The organism is Neobacillus sp. CF12 (genome assembly GCF_030348765.1).
In the GTDB taxonomy this organism is placed as follows: Bacteria; Bacillota; Bacilli; order Bacillales; family Cytobacillaceae; genus Neobacillus.
On the sequence record NZ_JAUCEU010000007.1, the window covers coordinates 4,521,350 to 4,538,552 of the forward strand.

16 protein-coding genes and 1 pseudogene are annotated in these 17,203 nt (G+C 39.9%); 13 read left to right on the forward strand and 4 right to left on the reverse strand.

The window, feature by feature from the left end:
• Nucleotides 1–42 precede the first annotated feature (42 nt).
• The 10 genes and pseudogenes from QUG14_RS21485 (at nt 43) to QUG14_RS21530 (ending at nt 8,396) form a co-directional block, all read left to right on the forward strand.
• Nucleotides 43–1,095, forward strand: coding sequence for a zinc-dependent alcohol dehydrogenase (locus tag QUG14_RS21485; RefSeq protein WP_289344204.1), 1,053 nt, complete (start codon nt 43–45; stop codon nt 1,093–1,095).
• 16 nt (nt 1,096–1,111) lie between these two features.
• Nucleotides 1,112–1,927, forward strand: coding sequence for a sugar phosphate isomerase/epimerase family protein (locus QUG14_RS21490; RefSeq protein ID WP_289342467.1), 816 nt, complete (start codon nt 1,112–1,114; stop codon nt 1,925–1,927).
• A 12-nt stretch (nt 1,928–1,939) separates the two neighbouring features.
• Nucleotides 1,940–2,062 carry a hypothetical protein gene (locus QUG14_RS21495; RefSeq protein WP_289342468.1) on the forward strand — a complete coding sequence of 41 codons (123 nt, stop codon included), beginning with the start codon at nt 1,940–1,942 and terminating at the stop codon, nt 2,060–2,062.
• Nucleotides 2,050–3,228: a Gfo/Idh/MocA family protein gene (locus QUG14_RS21500; RefSeq protein ID WP_289342469.1), complete on the forward strand. Its 1,179-nt coding sequence runs from the start codon at nt 2,050–2,052 to the stop codon at nt 3,226–3,228. The genes QUG14_RS21495 and QUG14_RS21500 overlap by 13 nt, the downstream gene beginning before the upstream one ends.
• Entirely contained in the window at nt 3,225–4,196 is a 972-nt protein-coding gene (locus QUG14_RS21505) for a sugar phosphate isomerase/epimerase family protein (RefSeq protein ID WP_289342470.1), read from the forward strand. Before QUG14_RS21500 ends, QUG14_RS21505 begins: the two co-directional genes overlap by 4 nt.
• A 121-nt stretch (nt 4,197–4,317) precedes the next feature.
• On the forward strand, nt 4,318–5,055 hold the full coding sequence (locus QUG14_RS21510) for a glycerophosphodiester phosphodiesterase (RefSeq protein WP_289342471.1): 738 nt from the start codon (nt 4,318–4,320) through the stop codon (nt 5,053–5,055).
• 81 nt (nt 5,056–5,136) lie between these two features.
• Nucleotides 5,137–5,874: an MgtC/SapB family protein gene (locus tag QUG14_RS21515; RefSeq protein ID WP_289342472.1), complete on the forward strand. Its 738-nt coding sequence runs from the start codon at nt 5,137–5,139 to the stop codon at nt 5,872–5,874.
• Between the two features lie 372 nt (nt 5,875–6,246).
• A pseudogene (locus tag QUG14_RS29805) lies at nt 6,247–6,686 on the forward strand (EAL domain-containing protein).
• Between the two features lie 187 nt (nt 6,687–6,873).
• On the forward strand, nt 6,874–7,377 hold the full coding sequence (locus QUG14_RS21525; protein WP_289342474.1) for a DoxX family protein: 504 nt from the start codon (nt 6,874–6,876) through the stop codon (nt 7,375–7,377).
• A gap of 125 nt (nt 7,378–7,502) precedes the next feature.
• Nucleotides 7,503–8,396: an aminoglycoside phosphotransferase family protein gene (locus QUG14_RS21530; RefSeq protein WP_289342475.1), complete on the forward strand. Its 894-nt coding sequence runs from the start codon at nt 7,503–7,505 to the stop codon at nt 8,394–8,396.
• Between the two features lie 52 nt (nt 8,397–8,448).
• Here the strand turns inward: QUG14_RS21530 and QUG14_RS21535 are convergent, their stop codons facing one another.
• Nucleotides 8,449–8,823 carry a YmaF family protein gene (locus QUG14_RS21535; protein WP_289342476.1) on the reverse strand — a complete coding sequence of 125 codons (375 nt, stop codon included), beginning with the start codon at nt 8,821–8,823 and terminating at the stop codon, nt 8,449–8,451.
• Nucleotides 8,824–8,981: 158 nt separating this feature from the next.
• On the opposite strand from QUG14_RS21535, the gene QUG14_RS21540 reads away from it, so the two are divergent.
• Nucleotides 8,982–10,766 (forward strand): S9 family peptidase, encoded by a 1,785-nt coding sequence (locus QUG14_RS21540; RefSeq protein ID WP_289342477.1) that lies wholly within the window; start codon nt 8,982–8,984, stop codon nt 10,764–10,766.
• 135 nt (nt 10,767–10,901) lie between these two features.
• Nucleotides 10,902–11,528: a metal-dependent hydrolase gene (locus QUG14_RS21545; protein WP_289342478.1), complete on the forward strand. Its 627-nt coding sequence runs from the start codon at nt 10,902–10,904 to the stop codon at nt 11,526–11,528.
• 46 nt (nt 11,529–11,574) lie between these two features.
• On the opposite strand, the gene alr is transcribed toward QUG14_RS21545, so the two are convergent.
• The 3 genes from alr to QUG14_RS21560 form a co-directional block, all read right to left on the reverse strand.
• Nucleotides 11,575–12,756, reverse strand: coding sequence for an alanine racemase (alr, locus tag QUG14_RS21550; protein ID WP_289342479.1), 1,182 nt, complete (start codon nt 12,754–12,756; stop codon nt 11,575–11,577).
• A 64-nt stretch (nt 12,757–12,820) separates the two neighbouring features.
• On the reverse strand, nt 12,821–13,954 hold the full coding sequence (gene ald / locus QUG14_RS21555) for an alanine dehydrogenase (RefSeq protein ID WP_289342480.1): 1,134 nt from the start codon (nt 13,952–13,954) through the stop codon (nt 12,821–12,823).
• Between the two features lie 256 nt (nt 13,955–14,210).
• On the reverse strand, nt 14,211–15,437 hold the full coding sequence (locus tag QUG14_RS21560) for a PucR family transcriptional regulator (protein WP_289344205.1): 1,227 nt from the start codon (nt 15,435–15,437) through the stop codon (nt 14,211–14,213).
• Between the two features lie 297 nt (nt 15,438–15,734).
• On the opposite strand from QUG14_RS21560, the gene QUG14_RS21565 reads away from it, so the two are divergent.
• Nucleotides 15,735–17,129, forward strand: coding sequence for an amino acid permease (locus QUG14_RS21565; protein WP_289342481.1), 1,395 nt, complete (start codon nt 15,735–15,737; stop codon nt 17,127–17,129).
• Nucleotides 17,130–17,203: the final 74 nt, after the last annotated feature.

Sequence of the window (17,203 nt, forward strand, 5' to 3'; positions counted from 1 at the left end):
AAAGTAAAAAGAAAATATCTCTATTTGAGGAGAATCAATATGATAAAACAATTAGTCGCGGTGGCACCGCATAAGGCAGCTATTTTGGAATGCGAGGATCGTCCTATAAAAGCAAATGAAGTGAGGGTTCAGGTAGAGTTCGCTTCACCGAAGCACGGTTCGGAGCTGGCGGGTTTTAGAGGAGAAAGTCCCCATATGGATGAATATTATGATGAATCTTGGCACACCTTTTTGCCACGGCCCGAAACCGATAAAAAGGGCGTTAATTTTGGGAATTGGAATCTTGGAAACCAATGGGTAGGCAAGATCACTGAATCAGGATCTGATGTTGTCGATTACAAGGTTGGAGACAGGGTTTGCGGATATGGTGGAATTAGAGAAATCCATATTGTGAACGCAGTAAATAATTTTTATCTATTTAAAATGCCAGAAGAGATGTCCTGGAAAAGTGCTGTATGTTTTGATCCAGCCCAGTTTGCATTGGGAGGAATCAGAGATGCCCATGTTAGGGCAGGAGATCGGGTTGCTATTATAGGTTTGGGTGCTATTGGACAGTTGGCAGCCCAGATGGCCAAATTAGCAGGAGCTAGCTATGTGGCAGTTGTTGACCCGATTGAAAAACGCCGTCAAGTTGCATTACATACTGGCGCCGATGAAGCCTTTGATCCCCTCAATCAAGATGTAGGCTTGGAATTAAAGAAAGCAACCAATAAATTAGGTGTCGATGTTGTTATCGAAACAAGTGCGAATGAATTTGCCCTCCAGCAGTCGTTAAGGGGATTGGCATACGGTGGTACTATCGCATATGTTGGCTGGGCTCGTCCTTTCAAAGGCGGTTTGGATCTTGGCAGAGAAGCCCATTTTAATAATGCCAAAATTGTATTCTCCAGAGCATGTAGTGAGCCCAATCCGGATTACCCCCGTTGGAGCTGGAGACGTATTGAAGAAACCTGCTGGAAAATGCTGTCGGAAGGAATGCTAAATTGTGAAGGTATTGTAGATCCGGTGGTTCCTTTTGAAGAATCTGCATCAGGATATGAAAGAAATGTAGATTTGTTCCCAGATCAAAGCGTAAAGCTGGGAGTTAAGCTTTAATGAACAGGAGGAAAAAATGGTGAAATTTGCCTTGCAGGATAAGTTAACAGGATTAAAAAATTATCAGGAGATTTTTGAGGTGGCTCTAAGCCTTGGCTTTGATGGGGTAGAAATTACCCATTTTGAAGGCCCTCTAACCAAAGAGACTTCACATTCAATTCTTCATGCTTCACATGCAACAGGAATTCAGGCAAGTGCAGTTTGCGGAGGCTATAACCATTGGATTGGGGATTTTGATGAAACGAATCGACTAGAAGCCGTCCAAGGCATCAAATCCTCATTGCAATATACCGCTGCGATTGGTGCGCAAGGTTTAATTGCCCCAGCGGCTTATGGAATGTTTTCAAGAAAATTGCCGCCTTTTCATCCTCCGAGAAGTGAGGAAGGGGATCGGAGAGCATTGCTGGATTCCTTATCAAGAATTGCAGAGGATGCTGAAAAATTCAATGTAAATGTATTCCTAGAACCCTTGAACAGATACGAAGATCATATGTTAAATACCGTTTCCCAAGCTGTTTCCCTCGTGAAGGAAGTCGGTAGTGACAAGATAAAAGTAATGGCAGACTTTTTTCACATGTCCATTGAGGAACCAAAAATAGAAGAGTCAATTGCTTTGTACCATCCTTTTATAGGTTATTACCATTTGGCAGACAGTAACCGGCTGGAACCGGGAAAAGGTCATACGGATTTTGCCGAACCTCTTGCTCTTTTGAACAACATCAATTATAAAGGGTTTTTGTCTTATGAATGTGGTTTAAGTGGTGAAGCGCGAAAGTCATTGCTGGAATCTATCACATTCTTAAAAAACACACAAAAAATAGCCCAAGCTTAAGGGGGAGCATTTATGAGGAAGAAATTGTCTGTTCTATTGACCTTAACAGTTTTTCTATTAAGTCCCTTGATGACGGCTTGTTCTTCTATCATCAATGCCCCAATCAGTGGGAGAGATAAAAAATGGAGAAAATAAAAGTTGGAATTATCGGAACAGGGTTTATTGGACCTACCCACATTGAGGCTATTAGAAGGCTTGGTTTTGTGGAAGTAGTAGGTTTGGCGGAAACAAGTATTGAAGTGGCGAAAAAAAAAGCAGCTGAGTTTGCCATTCCAAAAGCATTTGGTGATTATCGGGAAATGCTGAAAGACAGCGAGATCCAGGTTGTGCACAATTGTACGCCAAATCACGTACATTTTGTGATAAATAAGGAAATAATTTTGGCTGGCAAGCATGTCATTTCTGAGAAACCGTTGGCGATGAATAGTCAGGAGTCAGTAGAATTGTTAGAACTGGCAGAGAAACATGGTATTGTCCATGGAGTAAATTTTAATTATAGACAGTATGCGACTGTCCAAAACCTACAAGCAAAAATTGCAAACGGGGACCTTGGTAAGGTGAACCTTGTACATGGTAGCTATCTGCAGGATTGGTTATTGTATGAAACAGACTTTAACTGGCGTCTTGCCCCGGAAGTGGGTGGTAAATCCCGGGCAATTGCCGACATTGGTTCCCATTGGTGCGATACGGTCCAATTCGTAACCGGAAAGCGGATTGTGGAAGTTTTCGCCGATTTGGCAACCGTGGTTCCTGTCAGAAAGAAAGCCAAAAATGCTGCTGCTACTTTTAGTACACAGACTTCAAATGAACAAGAATTTGAAGAAGTTCAAATCCATACAGAAGATTATGCGTCCGTTCTAGTCAGGTTTGAAGATGGTGGAAGAGGAGTCTTTACCGTCTCCCAAGTTAGTGCTGGTCGGAAAAATAGATTAAGCTTTGAAATTAATGGCAGCCAATGCTCTGTTTTCTGGAATCAGGAAGAACCTGAAAAATTATGGATTGGACATAGGGATCGAGCGAATGAAACTCTATTGGCGGATCCTTCCCTGTTTACCGTAGAAGCAAGGTCACAAATTCATCACCCCGGCGGACACAATGAGGGCTGGCCAGACGCATTAAAGAATATGATGCTCAATTTCTACTCTTTTATTCGCGATGGCAAGAGCCTGAAATCAGACAAGCCCAATTTTGCAACATTTAAAGACGGCCACAATTCCATGTGTATCACAGATGCCATCTTGGAGAGTAATGAGCAGCAAAAATGGGTGAAGGTTCAGACTACAAAGGAGGTATTTGCATGAAGCTGGGAGTATTTACGGTTCTATATCAGAATCTGCCTTTCGAAGTGATGCTGGATAAATTGGCGGACATGGGAGTTGAGGCAGTGGAATTGGGAACGGGGAATTATCCCGGCAACCAACACTGTAATCCGGATGAATTGCTTTCATCACCTGAAAAAATAAGGTCTTTCCTGAATGCAATCGAAAGCCGGGGGTTAATGATTAGCGGATTAAGTTGCCATGGAAATCCTTTGCATCCAGATAAAAAGGTTGCTAAAGACTCTCACGATGTATGGAGAAAAACCGTTTTATTGGCGGAACGTTTGAGTGTCCCTGTTGTAAATGGCTTTTCCGGCTGTCCAGGTGATTATGAGGGAGCTAAGAATCCTAATTGGGTTACATGTTCATGGCCGAGAGAGTATGCAGATGTTCTTAACTGGCAATGGAACGAGGTGGTCATTCCTTATTGGAAAGAGGAGGCGAAATTCGCCAAGCTGCATGGAATTAACCAAATTGCTCTTGAAATGCATCCCGGTTTCGTGGTTTATAATCCGGAAACCTTGCTGAAATTGAGGGAGCATGCTGGAGAAAACATTGGTGCAAACTTTGACCCAAGCCACTTGTTTTGGCAGGGAATTGACCCAGTTGAAGCAATTAAAATTCTTGGCCGTGAAAAAGCTATCTTCCACTTCCATGCAAAAGACACATATTTGGATCAGGCAAACATTAAAATAAACGGTGTTTTAGATACGAAACCATATGGCAATATCCTGGATCGCTCATGGTCATTCCGTTCAGTAGGATACGGGCATGATGAAAAAGTATGGAAGGATATGGTCAGTGCCCTTCGCACTGTAGGATATGATCATGTTCTCTCCATTGAACATGAAGATAAGCTTGCTTCTATCGATGAGGGTCTGAGTAAAGCGATTTTGGCTCTAAAGGACATCCTGTTTAAAGAGCAATTAACAGAGATGTGGTGGGCATAAAGTAAAGGTCTTAAATGAGCCCTAGGTTGGGAATAAAAAAAATAGAAAAGAAAAAAAGAAAGCAGTGAATTTCGTTATGAAATAGCACTGCTTTTGCATTTATAAAAATGGAGGGGTTTTTATGCCATTTTGTATGGCTCACAGAGGTTTTTCGAAGGTAGCACCAGAAAATACCTTGATCGCTTTTGAAAAGGCGTTGGAATTAGATTATGTTACTTCAATTGAATTGGATGTCCAACTATCCAAAGACGGAATTCCAGTGATTATTCACGACTTTTCGTTAGAACGAACGACGAATGGTGGCGGGTTTGTTAAGGATAAAACGTTTCATGAATTAAGGGAATTGGACGCTGGCAGTTGGTTTTCAAATCAATATGCCGGAGAGAAAATACCGAGTTTGGAAGAGGTATTGAAATTATTGAGGAACAAAGACTGTTTTGTAAATATCGAATTAAAAACAGCTGGTGGCCGATACAAAGGGTATGAACATACTATTATTGACTTGGTTAAGAAATACGATTTAGAAAAAACAGTATGTTTGACCTCGTTCGACCACGAAGTCATAAAAAATATTAAAAGCATAGAGACGGAGATTAGGACAGGTTTAATCATCGAGGGAAATCCTGTATTGTTAAGGGAACAATTGTTGGATTGCGGAGCGACTATTCTTTCAATTAACGTTAATTTCTTGACTATTGAATTAGTGGAAAGGTTGAAGAATGATCCTATTGATATAGTTACCTGGACAGTTAATGATGCTGCAACGATGGAAAAAGTTATAGGAATTTCGAAGGATATATATATCTGCACAAATTTCCCTGACAGATATTTGGAAACAGTAACAAAAATGAATAAATAATTGGGCAATCCCATTAATTTATAAAAGTAATGTTACTGACTCAAAAAGAAGGCCCCGATAAAATGAAATAAGGTGAAGTAAATGGATTTTTTAGATAACTATTTTAACCCAAACGATCTCCTGTTTGTGAAGCGCCTGGGGTTATCTGCCCTGCTTGGATGCATGATTGGCTGGGAAAGAGAATACTCAAATAAAACAGCAGGGTTAAAAACACATCTGTTGGTATCATTGGGAAGCTGTTTGTTGATGCTCCTGTCTATTTATGGATTTTTGGAATGGATAAACCATCCAAATGTCCGTTATGATCCATCACGTTTAGCTGCACAAGTTATAAATGGTATCGGTTTTTTGGCAGCAGGTTCTATATTGGTGAGACCAAATTTAGTTGTGTCTGGGCTAACTACTTCGGCTTCTCTTTGGGTAGCAATGGGAATTGGATTGGCAGTTGGTTCCGGAAATTATTTCATGGCCATTGCAACTACAACACTCGTACTTCTGGTATTAACCATTATCCCGCGTATTGAGGAGCGGCTTATAAGAAGATCAAGATGGGATATAGATCTCCTTGTAGAGGATAAACCAGGTGTGCTTGGAAAAATTACATCATTCTTAGGCGGACACAATATCAATATTTTAAAAATAAATACATCTATCTTAAAAGACTCAGATTATCAAGTTTGTATAAAAATAAAGGTGAAAACAAGAAAAGGATTAGATGATGTCCTAATTGGAGTTCAGAGGATTGAGGGAGTCATTGAGGTATCAAATAACATGGTTGATATGGGAAGGCGTAGTCATCTTAAGGCATCAAATCTATGAATATAATGTTTACCAATAAGGATCATAATGCTTGTCCCATTTAATGCGTAAGAAATAGAGTGGGCGCGTTTGTTTGCACCCAGGTTGGTGCTATTTCTGCTCTCCCAACCATTGAAGATATTGTAACTGAAGCATTATTTATGGGGTGTCCTAATGATATCAGGATATCCCTTTTTTACTTGCGGATTCATCCATTAATAGGGAATTTGTTCCTGTAGTTTTATGTTAGAACCTTGAAATAGGTTTGTATAGGAAGTCCTTCCCTATTTGAGTTGGAAGTAAAAGAGGGAATCATTGGGGATATCAATGATTCTCCATTTTTTTCATAATGAAACCAAGGGAAGAAGCCGCGGTTCCATTTCACCCCGTCTTATGGAAATTGAAATTACCGAGGACTCATTGATTAAAAATGAGGGATCAGCTTTACCCACTATTCACAAGTTAAGGGACTTTGGCATTGCCATTGCTATCGATGATTTCGGAACGGGTTATTCTTCCATAGGGTATTTGAAAAAATTCAAAGTCGATTATATAAAAATTGATCGTTCTTTTATCAAGATATTCATGAAAATAATGAGGATTCTACCATCGTTCAATCGATTATTTTATTGGCTAAAGGTTTTAGCGTGAAGATTGTAGCAGAGGGTGTGGAAACAAAGCAACAATTAGAACTACTTAAATTATTAAAATGCCATGCGATACAAGGATATTTGTTTAGTAAACCGCTGCCGGCCGATCAATTCAAACATTTCCTCCCTAAGAATGCACTTTTTTGCAGATGTGAAAAATTAGTGGCAGGCCTATTAAAATAAAAGGCAAGACAGGAGACCCACTATTGGGTTCCTGTCTTCTTTCGTTGGGATTACAAGGGATGTTCATACTTCCGTCAAATCATTTTGAACACATTGTGAAATTATTCACATTATCATGTTTTTTAAGTTGTAAACGAGTATAGTGTAAGTATAAAGAACAACCAAATATTGAAAGGCGGAATGACTTATGTTTAACAACTTTTTAAGAGAAAATAAAATCTCAGCAGCTATTTTAACAATTATTCGTTTATATCTTGGGTATGCTTGGTTCACTGCAGGTTTTGGAAAATTAACAGGCGGATTCGATGCTTCAGGATACTTGAAAAATGCAACAGCGAATCCAGTAAAAGGTCCAGATGGCAACATGGTTTACGGCTGGTATGTGAACTTCCTAGAAAGCTTTGCGCTACCTAATATTGATGTGTTTAACTTCATTGTTCCTTGGGGCGAAACATTAATCGGTCTAGGACTTATGCTTGGATGTTTAACAACAGCGGCAATGTTCTTTGGTCTAGTAATGAACTTCTCTTTCTTCCTTGCTGGAACTGTTTCTCATAATCCAACTGATATTTTCTTAGGCTTCATCATCTTAACAGCTGGTTACAACGCAGGTAAATACGGTTTAGACTACTGGGTAGTACCATTCATCAACAAAACAGTTGGTAAAAATAAAGCAAAAGCAACTGCATAGTAGAAACAACAAAAGACGATTCGGTCCCCCTCGAATCGTCTTTTTTGTATGAATAGAGGAATTTTAAAGTGAGATGTTGAATTATTAGTTTTTGAAATCGTATAAATTAAGGGGTATTCAATACTATGCAAATTTCTAGTAAATTTCAGAAAAAAATAATCAACGCCTTTGGCTCAGATGGTGTATCTTGGTTAGACTCTTTAGAGTCTACCATCCAAACCTATTTTGAAAAGTGGGAACTTACAAGCGAAGGTCCTGTTGAGAATCTATCCTATAATTATGTTATAAAAGTAACGGATTCGGCGGGAGCACCTTTCATCCTGAAGCTGGGTGTACCAAACTTTGATACTCGAAATGAAATGAAGACGCTGCAGATTTATAACGGTGATGGATGCGCGAAACTTTTGAAGTATGACTTGGAAGATGGTGTCATGCTGCTGGAACGTCTTGTGCCTGGAAGAATGCTTTCAACCGTAAGTGATGAAATAGTTGTGATAGAGAATTACACAAAGGTTTGGAAAGCAATCCGCAGACCATTGCTGGATGGAGTTTCAACTCCTTCGTTAACACACTGGTTCGAGGGGCTAACCAACTACCGTAATTCTGGCGATAGTCAGATTGCATTGAAACATGTTCAGGCAGCAGAAGAATTTTTCCAACAGGTGATGGATTCATCGGAAGGTACGGAACTCCTTCATGGAGATTTGCATCATGAAAATATTTTGTATTCCGAGGAAAACGGCTGGATGGCGATTGACCCAAAAGGAGTGGCAGGAGATCCCTATTTTGATGTCGTGTCCTTCTTGGTGAATCAATTAGATTCCAAGGTTGATCCAAAAAGTATTCTGAAACTGCGTGTGGATACAATTTGCGAACAACTAGGACTTGACCGTCAACGTTTATTAAAAGCTTCGATTGCACTCGGAACGCTTTATGCATGCTGGGGAATAGAGGATCAAGACCCAGATTGGGATAAAACCTATCAATGTGTGAAATGGTTTATTGAATTTCTAGAATAGATAATGTAAAAAGACGATTCGATTACTGAATCGTCTTTTTACATTATCTATTCTAAAGACTGGTTCTGCCACCATACATATGACGATGTGGGTTCATTCCGTCGACGGTGGTAACGCCACTAAATTCATGATAATGGCCGCCATTTGGAAGGGGAATGGCCGGGCCGGTTATCCCACGGATTTGATGATAATGTCTGTTATCAACAGAAGTAAAAGTAAAATATCTGTGGGTATGTTGAACACCCGTTTGTGCGGGTTCAGTCGTACCAGCATATCGATGGCTGTGCCCGTCATCAAAAGATGTATGGCCGCTGAATTCATGCGTATGAATTGGCCTTCCATCCCATGAAGTTATATAAAGATGATGGGAATGCATAGGATCTGAATCATCAGAAGAATACATATATCCAGAAATAGGGATATCCAAAAATAACCACTCCTAAAAAATCCGTTTTACTACAGTATTCAAGAACAAAACAATTCGGTGCCTGTCACCGCCTAAATAATCAGAATGATACTTCCTGCAACCTAATAGAATGGAAGGAGGTAGATGTTTTTAAAGTAATCGTGAATGGTGGTAGTGTGATGGAGGAAATAACCATTGACCCTTATATCCACGTACGTGCGGTGAATAGTTTTGAATACGATCCGAAGGGAAAGAAAATTAGCTTTATTTCTGATTTTACCGGGGTACCACAAGTTTGGGAGCTTGACCGAGGGGACAGGTGGCCAGCCCAAACCTCTTTTTCTATGAAAGGAATCACGTTTATAAAATATATAGCTGGTACGTCTGATTTGATTATTGGAATGGATGAAGATGGCGATGAAAAGGAGCAATTGTATTTATTAAAAGAAGGTGATGAAAAAATCGCCCTTACAAACTCCCCTGAACATCTTCATTTGTTTGGTGATAGTTCTCCTGATGGAAAATGGATAGCGTGGTCGAGTAACCGTCGGAATGAGGCATATTTGGATATTTATATTCAAAATCTGGAGACCTTGGAAATTCGCCGTGTTTTTACTGGTGACGGAATGTACGTGGTTGAAAAGTGGTTTCCTGATGGTAAATCGCTATTAGTAAAAAAAACACATTCTCCCCTTGATCATGATTTAGGGGTATTTTCACTTTCTACGGGAAAGATGGATTGGATTACCGAGCATAAAGAGGATGCAGGCTATAAAAATATTCATTTTAACAAAGAAGCTGACCATATCTATTTATTAACGAATCAAGACAGGGAATTCTTTGGGCTCGCCTTGATTCATTTGGCAAGCAAACAGTTTACCTGGCTGGAACGGGGAGAGTGGGATTTTGAAGACTTGGTCATGGATCAGGATAAAAACAAATTAGCTTTTTCGATGAATGAAGGAGGAATCTCCAAAGGTTTTTTAGTAGACTTGGACACAAGTCATTTATATAACTGGGATACTCCAATGGGTGTGATTTACAATCTCAGATTCTCTCCCGACCATCAAAAACTTGGATTTGTCTTAAATGGGCCCGCTCATCCTCCTGATATTTGGGAGGTTGATCTTAAGACCATCCAAGCAAAGCGGCTTACGTACATCTCGCGCACGCCGATTCTCGAGGAAAAGTTAATTGAGCCTGAGCCCATAACGTTCCCATCTTTTGACCACCTGCAAATTCCTGCTTTTTACTATAAGCCCAAGCAAATGGCTGGGAAATCCCCAGTAGTTGTCTATATTCACGGAGGACCGGAAAGTCAAAGTCGTGCAGTTTACAGTCCATTTTTGCAATATTTCTTAAACCAGGGATATGCCGTGGTCGCTCCCAATATCCGTGGAAGTACAGGGTATGGAAAAACCTATACACATCTTGACGATGGGCAAAACCGAATGAACGCGGTGAAAGATGTTATTTTTTTAATGGAGTGGCTAAAAAATACAGGCGATATTGATGCTGAAAAAGCAGCAATTGTGGGTGGAAGTTATGGTGGATTTATCGTTCTGGCTGCGATTAGCCACTTTCCAGATTTGTGGGCAGCCGCCATCGATATTGTGGGAATGTCAAGTATACGTAGTTTCTTAAAAACAACAAGTCCTTGGCGGAAAAAACTAAGGGAAGCGGAATATGGGACGATTGAAAAAGATGGTGATTATTTTGATAAAATCGACCCGCTAAATCATGCTGATAAAATCACAGCCCCGCTAATGATCATTCATGGCGTAAACGACCCGCGTGTTCCGGTCCAAGAATCTGATCAAATTGTTTCCAAACTAAAAAAGCGAAAGCATCCCGTTACGTATATTCGCATCGAAGCGGAAGGACATACAATGATGAAATTAAAAAATAAATTAAGTTCGTATTCGGAGATGGCAGCATTTCTTGAAACATATCTAGGAAAGTAGTCAGAACGATGTCTGGCTATTTTCTTTGGCCATTTTTTCATAGGATAATAGTATGATTTTATACAAAACTTATAAACAGAACAAATGTTTTGCTGTATGATAAGATTTATTACAAAAATAGAGGTGGATTTAACTTTGAATGGTACAGCACATACAGCAATTGGTGCCGCAACGGGATTTATTGCTGCCAACACCTTTCATTCTTCTCCCACTGAGACTTTTCTTTTTGTGGGACTAGGAGCGGTTTCAGGTTTAATGCCTGATCTTGATATTGACGGTAAGCTTCGCGGTAAAATTACCTTATCCCATAAGGTGATTCGGATGGCTGCTCTGTTCATCGGAATTCTGATGATTTTCTATAGTTTTTATGAAGGCAGAGCAGTAGATAAATGGCTTGGTCTCGGAATTGGTCTCGGGATTATCATTGTCTCTTCGCTCATTAAACAAAAGCATATGTTAACCATTACAGGAATTGGTGTGTTGGCGGGGGGAATCTCGTTATCTGAAGTATGGCTAATCCTGCTGGGGATTTATGTGGTCATTGCGTCCATCTCCTCGCACCGCAGCTATACTCACTCTATCTTGGGCGTCATTTTCTTTGGTGTCATATCTTCAAAACTAGAAGGATCACTTGGAATTCATGGTGTTTTCTATGCCTGTCTTGGGGGATACATCAGTCATTTACTAGCCGATTTAAAAATATTACCGTTTAATAAACGAGGTATTAAGCTGTTCTTACCTGTTTCAAAAATAGAATTATAGTTTAAAACAGGTCACACCCAAGTTGATGTGACCTGTTTTTCAAGAATTATGTATATTCCACGGTTTGCAGCACTTGAGGGTGAATCTTCTTTCCTGTATCACTATAAATACGCGGAACACGTTTCCCAATTAAACAGACAACCTCATAGTTAATCGTTCCCATGAGGAGCGCAATTTCATCAACGGATTGAAAGGCTTCAGCATTTCCCCCAAAAATAACTACTTCATCGCCCTGCACACAGGAGGATACGGTTGTTACATCGATCATCGTTTGGTCCATGCAAACGCGCCCGGCTACTAGAACCCTTTGACCTTGTATAAGAAATTGACCGCAGTTGGAAAGGTGTCTGGAGAGTCCATCTGCATACCCGATTGGAAGTGTGGCAATAATTCTTTCAGTTGATGGAGTATAGGTGCAGCCATAGCTAATCGGCTGCGATTTGGAAACCTTTTTAAGCCAAGCAATTTTCGTTTTAAGCGTCATGGCTTGCAAAAGTGTAATACGATGTTCCTTTAACGACACGTCTGGATACAAACCATACAAACCAATTCCTACACGGACCATATCTAGGTGCATTTCCGGAAAATTCATGGTTCCAGCCGTATTACAACAGTGCTTTAAAGGAATAGAAATTCCGTTGTCATCTAAAAAGGAAGTAACAGAACGAAATCGTTCAAATTGCTGTAGTGTATAGGATGAATCTCCACTATCAGCGTTAGCGAAGTGCGTGAAAATACCTTTAAGGACAACAAATGGTGACTCCGATGCTTTGATGGCTAAATCCAGTGCTTCTTCACTCGTTTGGACACCAATTCTGGTCATACCGGTATCGACTTTTAGATGGATGTGTACTGTTTTTTGAAGATCCTTAGACTGGAAAATAATTTCATCAAGTACTTCCTCGCTAAATACCGTTATATCGACCCCGGCAATAATCGCTTGCCTTATGGAGCGAGAGGGGGGATATCCCAATACCAAAATTGGCTGGATGATCCCCGCTTCACGCAGTTCAATTGCTTCATCCAAAATGGCCACTGCTAAGTAATCTGCGCCAGCTTCTAGAGCGGCTCTAGCAACTGGGACTGCCCCATGACCATAACCATCTGCTTTTACCACAGCCATCAAGTTCACGGACAAGCCAATATATTTTTTATATTGGCTAACATTGTGTTGAATGGCTGCTAGCGAAACTTCTGCCCATGTATCTCGATAACTCTGTTGATTCACAATTCTCCCTCCCTGATTTTCCTATGAAAAAACCCTCAAGATAGACTTGAGGGTACCAAGATGGTTAGTTCAAAACGATTTCTTTTTCCAATGCTGTTTCCACTGGTACATATTCATAGTTAAGGTCGTTTGCTACCGCTTCATAGGTAATTTCTCCATTTGCTACATTCACACCAAGCTTTAACGCTGGATTTTCAGAGATGGCCTTGACAACACCCTTATTCGCAATTTGCAGTGCATATGGAACAGTCGCGTTTGTAAGAGCCATGGTAGATGTTCTTGGAACCGCTCCAGGCATGTTCGCCACGGAGTAGTGAACCACACCATGTTTTTCAAACGTTGGGTTATCATGCGTTGTTACATGGTCAATGGTTTCAACGCTTCCGCCTTGGTCAATCGCTACGTCAACGATTACAGAACCTGGTTTCATGGTTTTAACCATGTCTTCTGTAACGAGTTTAGGCGCTTTTGACCCTGGAATTAATACCGCACCGATGACTAAGTCCGCTTCTTTCACTGCTTCTGCAATGTTAAATGGATTTGAGATCAAAGTTTTAATTTGGTTGCCGAAAACGTCATCTAAGTAACGGAGACGATCTGCGCTTAAATCAATAATCGTTACATCCGCACCTAAACCAATTGCCATTTTTGCAGCATTTGTTCCGACAATACCTCCGCCAATGATGGTAACCTTACCACGGCTAACCCCTGGAACACCTGCAAGCAGGATCCCTTTACCGCCATTGAATTTTTGTAAAAATTGTGCCCCAATTTGAGCAGACATACGGCCGGCTACTTCGCTCATTGGAGTAAGAAGCGGAAGCGTACGGTTAACAGAAACTGTTTCGTAAGCAATTGCGATGACGCCGCTGTCTTTAAGTGCTTGTGCTAACGCAGGCTCTGCTGCTAAATGAAGGTACGTAAATAATACTAAACCTGGACGGAAGTATTTGTATTCGCTTTCAAGCGGTTCTTTCACCTTCATAATCATTTCAGACTGATTCCAAACATCAGCAGCTAACTCAATCAATTCAGCACCAGCTTGAGCATAATCTGCATCTACGAAACCGCTTCCAATTCCGGCCCCTTTTTCAACTAATACTTTATGTCCAGCCTGTACAAATGAAACTACCCCTGCTGGAGTTAGTGCCACACGGTTTTCATTGTTTTTGATTTCTTTCACTACGCCAATAATCATTCTCGTTATCCCCCTTAGAAGTCTTTCATGATTTTTTCTGACTTTAGAATAATCCCTTCAAAACAAATTTTCATTGTTTAGAAAACAGAAATAGCACAACTCAATTTGTGGATTTACACAAAACGTTCACAAAGACCTTGCTATAAAAGGAAAAATGACAAGGCTTACATAATAAAAAAATAAAATTTCATTTTGTTGAAATTTTCAAACAGACTGTGCCTGTCACCAAGATGACAGGCACGACTATTAGGCACCGCTATTTTTTGAACTTCTCAAGTTTTAGGTCAAGGTAGAGGGTTATTTTTTGGTTGGGATCTTTTAGATTGATTTCACCAATTTCTGATATACGTTTGAGTCGGTAGTTTAGTGTGTTGGTGTGTACATTTAAGTGATTTGCAGCTTCATGGACATTGCTGTCTTTGTTTAAAAAAACTTCTAATGTTTCGACAAGATCGGTGTTATTTTTTCTATCATACTCTTGAAGCCTCTTCAAAGAATAGTTTTCGTTCTGGTCTGTACCTGCTTTATCTATCAAAACATCAATATACTTATAGATTCCTAAGCTTTGGTAGCCATGGATTTCTTTTGCTTCTCCTGGGAATTTTCTTTTAATTGATAGGACGGTACCTGCTTCTTTGTAGGCCTTTTCCACTTTTCCTAATTGACTATAAACACTGCTGTAGCCCTGAATGATTGATTCAATTCCAAATCGTTCCTTCATTTTTGCAACAAAAAGCTCACAAAATGCATTTAGTTTATTGACTGGCTGCTCGATACAATCAAGTGAAATAAACAAGATTAATTGTTGATGGTCAATCGTGTGCAGCAATATCTTTGGCAGTTGAATCGTTTTTAAGAGGTAGGCTATATGCTTTTCATCGTCTCTTCCTAATTCCTTTGAAAACTGAAAAACGGCAATACCAAATAGTGTGGGTGGAGAAATTTGCATGGCTTGAAACTTGCGAGTGATTTCTTCAGTGGAAGAAAGATGACTCGTTAACAGCTGCCAGAAAAATTCTTGATATTGCTCTTCTTTTTTATTTTTACGGTTCTGCAGTTGAATCAGTTTATTTTTTGTTGCGTCCGCCGCTCGCTTTAAACAGTTCATTTCTTCGTCGCCTAATGTTTTATCGATCTCCAACGCCCAAATGAAGCCGAGCACTTCATCGTTCTTCCAAATCGAAACGGCGACTCGATTTCCTAGCCCGATCTCATCCACCGTCTTAACCCTTACAGGCTCAGTGCTGTTTAACAAGGCAGGAATGACCCCTTCCTTCCATAAGGAATTAATCACTTTTTCCGGTACGCGGCGGCCAATGATCGTGGCAATCCGTGCGGGGTCGGTTCGATCATCATGGGTACTGTAGGCAAGGAGACGATGATTTGCATCTTCTATGGTTATCGGACAATGTAAGACTTCACTTACCATATCAGCAAATTCTTCTAGACTATCAAAACTTGCGCGAAACGGATCATTATTTATCAAAACTACCACCTCTATCAATGAGATTGTGCACTATGTAACGTATTTGTCATTTAAAACAATATTCTTTTAATAGATTTGTCTTTATTCCACAATATAAATCGTTCACAGATATGTTATATTAATTTCACAAAGTTTTAACTTTTAGCTTCTTAGAAGCCATTGTAAACGCTATCATTTAGAAAAAGAATAGGAGGATATTATTTAAATATAAACAGTAGGTTTTATTCGAATAATATTGTATCTTTTTTAGTGAAAAAGGGAAATAGGAGATTTCAACTAAATAGGGGGTAGACGATGCAAAAAAATCAAAATCAATTACAAAGAGGTTTAGAAGAAAGACATATTACGCTTATGTCACTGGGAGCAGCCATTGGGGTAGGGTTGTTTCTAGGATCAGCAACTGCAATTAAGCTTGCGGGACCAGGTATTATTCTGGGTTATGCATTTGCAGGTATGATCATGTTCTTTATTATGAGGGCACTTGGTGAGATGGCAATTCAAAAACCAGTTGCTGGTTCTTTCAGTCAATATGCCCGCGATTATTTAGGAGCATTGCCTGGTTTCTTAACAGGATGGAACTATTGGTTCTTATGGGTCGTAACTTGTATGGCGGAGATTACTGCAGCAGGAATCTACATGGAGTATTGGTTCCCAAGTGTACCTCGGTGGATTTGGGCATTGGCAGCCTTGGTCATCATGGCTTCCGTCAATTTTCTACATGTTAAAGCATACGGGGAACTTGAATTTTGGTTTGCGTTAATAAAGATTGTCACCATTATCTTCATGATTGTTAGTGGTATTGGGATGATTGTTTTGGGTATTGGTAATGGCGGGATTGCCACGGGTATCAGCAATCTTTGGGAGAACGGCGGAATTCTTCCCAATGGTATTACCGGAGTTTTAATGTCCTTACAAATGGTTATGTTTGCTTTCTTAGGTATTGAGATGATTGGTATTACTGCCGGAGAAGTAAAGAATCCTGAGAAAACACTCTCAAGAGCGATTGATTCTGTTTTTTGGCGTATTCTTATTTTCTATGTAGGAGCATTGTTTGTCATCATGTCCATTTATCCATGGACTGAAATCGGCGCACAAGGAAGTCCGTTCGTACTGACGTTTGATAAGCTTGGAATCCCTGCAGCAGCAGGAATCATTAACTTTGTTGTCTTAACAGCTGCACTTTCTTCCTGCAACGGTGGTATTTTCAGTACAGCACGTATGCTATTTAATTTGGCTGAAAATGATGAGGCACCTAAGGGATTAGGGAAATTAAATAAGAATGGTGTTCCTAGTTTAGCAGTGTTGGTAACAGCGGGTGCTCTCTTAGTCGGTGTTGTTCTTAACTATCTTGTACCAGCAAAGGTTTTTACATGGGTAACAGCGATTTCGACGTTTGGTGCGATATGGACATGGTCGATGATTTTATTATCACAAATCAAGTATCGTAAGGGCTTAACGCCAAGTCAATTGAGCGGTTTAAAATATAAAATGCCGTTATTCCCATTCACATCCTACGTTTCATTAGCATTCTTACTTCTAGTAGTAGGGTTAATGGCAATCTTCCCAGATACAAGAATCGCTTTAATCGTTGGACCTCTATGGCTTGGGATTTTAACAGCTTTCTATTATGGAAAGGGATATCATAAACGAGGAAAGATAGAGCAGGAAAAAGTAGAACAAGTCGGATAAATGTAAAAGCATATTTTTGGCAGTAATATGTCAAAGATATGCTTTTTTTTGGTATACTTTTAATAATAGATTTT